This window comes from Streptomyces humi (assembly GCF_001005085.2).
Lineage (GTDB): Bacteria > Actinomycetota > Actinomycetes > Streptomycetales > Streptomycetaceae > Streptomyces > Streptomyces humi.
Genome location: NZ_LBMU02000197.1, coordinates 1 through 1747 on the forward strand (window position 1 = coordinate 1; position 1747 = coordinate 1747).

Here is a 1747-nt window from a genome sequence, read left to right on the forward strand (position 1 = left end):
GCGCACGTCCCTCTCGGTTGGGCCGTCGCGCGCGTCCCTCTCGGGTGGGCCGTCGCGCGCGCGTCTCCCACGGTCGGGCCGTCGCGCACGTACCCCTCGCGCGGGGGTCCGGGCCGGGTCGGTGCGGCCCTAGCCGTCGCGGACCTCCTCCCGTGCCGCCAGTTTGCGGAGCATCTCCAGGACGCGGTCGCGGGACTCGTCGGCCGCGTCGATGGCCTCCATGCACTGCCAGTACGTCGTCTCGTCGGCCGCGGCGCTGGCCATGCCGACCAGCGTGATGCCGACCTCGCCGAGGAGGCCGCCGAGGCTCAGCAGGGTCTGGCGGGCGTCGGCCAGTTCGGTGAGCTGGGCGGCACGCAGGGTGCCGGGGTCCAGGTCGGGGGTGGTGAGGACACCGCAGCCCCGGCCCGCCAGCTCCGTCAGGCCGAGGGCCTCGCCGCGCAGTTCGGGCGGGCCGGAGACGGCCAGCCGGCTGCCGATCGCCTGGGCCAGGGCCTGCGCCTGCCACACCTCGGTCATCAGTTCCGCCACGCCCGCGCCGTGCGCCAGCGCCCGTCTGCTCGCCACGATGAGCCGCGTCGCGTCCATCCGTCGCCCCGTCCCCGTCGGTCCGAACTGCCATGCCGCACTCAGTAGTTCACTACCCAGAGTGAGGGTCTGCGAGACGTGAAGCCAGAGGAAGACGGAAATCTGTGGACAACAATTCGGATTCAGGCAGGGCTTTGACTACGGAACGTCAAGATTCGGGGTGCCCTTCGCCGGACCGGTGGGTGTCAGGCGGGCGGGAAGCGCTTCTCGTTGCGCTCGATCTTGGCGGCCAGCGCGGCCAGCGGGTCGACGTCCAGCACGTCGCAGAGCTGGAGAAGGTAGGAGAGGACGTCGGCGACCTCGTCCGTGACCCGGTGCGCGGTGCCGGGGTCGGCCATCACCCGGGCGGACTCCTCCGGGGTCAGCCACTGGAAGATCTCGACCAGTTCCGAGGCCTCCACGCTGAGGGCGGCCACCAGGTTCTTGGGGGTGTGGTACTGCCGCCAGTCGCGGGCGGCGGCGAACTCGGCCAGCCGCTGCTGGAGTTTCGCCACGTCGAGGGGTTCGTCGGTCACACGTCCAGGTGTACCACCGTGATCGCACCGGCTCCGTCCGCCCACGAGGCGTCGCTCACCGCGCCGACGAACCGGATGTGACCGCGCTCCCCCATCAGGACCGCCGTGCGCAGGAGTTCGGCGCGCTGGCGGGGGTCGAGGCAGCGGTCGAAGCCGTCGGCGAGGACGGTGAGGCCACGCATGGCGTCGGGGACCTCGCCAGGCGCGTCGACCTCCAGGACGCCGGGGCCGGTGAAGAGGACCAGGGCGAGGGCGAGATAGCGCAGTTCGCCGTCGCCGAGCCGGGCCAGTTCCGTACGGTGGCCGTCGCCGCGGTCGAGCAGCGCCCGCACGGTGCCGTCGCCGAGCGGCTCGGCGAGCAGGTCGGTCACCGGTCCCGCGCAGCCGGTGCGCACGGCGTCGACGAGGAGTCCGTGGCGCCGGCCGCATTCGGCGCGGGTGCGCCACAGCACGTCGGCGAGGTTGTCGCAGCCGCGCAGCAGCCGGCCGGAGCCGGTCAGGACGGGGGCGCGCATGCCCTCGGGCCGCGGGTCGCAGGGGAACACCGACCGCAGGGCGACGACCATCTGCTCGGCGGCGGCCAGGACCTGCCGCTGGCCGTCCGTCTTCCCGGCGACGCGCAGCGGCAGCAGCGCGGTGCCGAG

2 protein-coding genes and 1 pseudogene are annotated in these 1747 nt (G+C 73.5%); all 3 read right to left on the reverse strand.

From position 1 onward, the window contains the following. Window positions 1-129 precede the first annotated feature (129 nt). Window positions 130-588, reverse strand: coding sequence for a DUF6099 family protein (locus AAW13_RS43870; protein ID WP_206306392.1), 459 nt, complete (start codon window positions 586-588; stop codon window positions 130-132). Window positions 589-773: 185 nt separating this feature from the next. Beyond that, a complete protein-coding gene (locus tag AAW13_RS43875) occupies window positions 774-1103 on the reverse strand; it encodes a nucleotide pyrophosphohydrolase (protein WP_046728575.1) in 330 nt (109 codons plus the stop codon). Further along, window positions 1100-1747, reverse strand: a pseudogene (locus AAW13_RS43880) (ATP-binding protein); the annotation flags it as partial. The pseudogene AAW13_RS43880 and the gene AAW13_RS43875, both read right to left, overlap by 4 nt.

Bases quoted from the DNA above. Each gene is read 5' to 3' on its own strand.
- AAW13_RS43870 (WP_206306392.1), bottom strand. From the start codon at position 588: ATGGACGCGACGCGGCTCATCGTGGCGAGCAGACGGGCGCTGGCGCAC.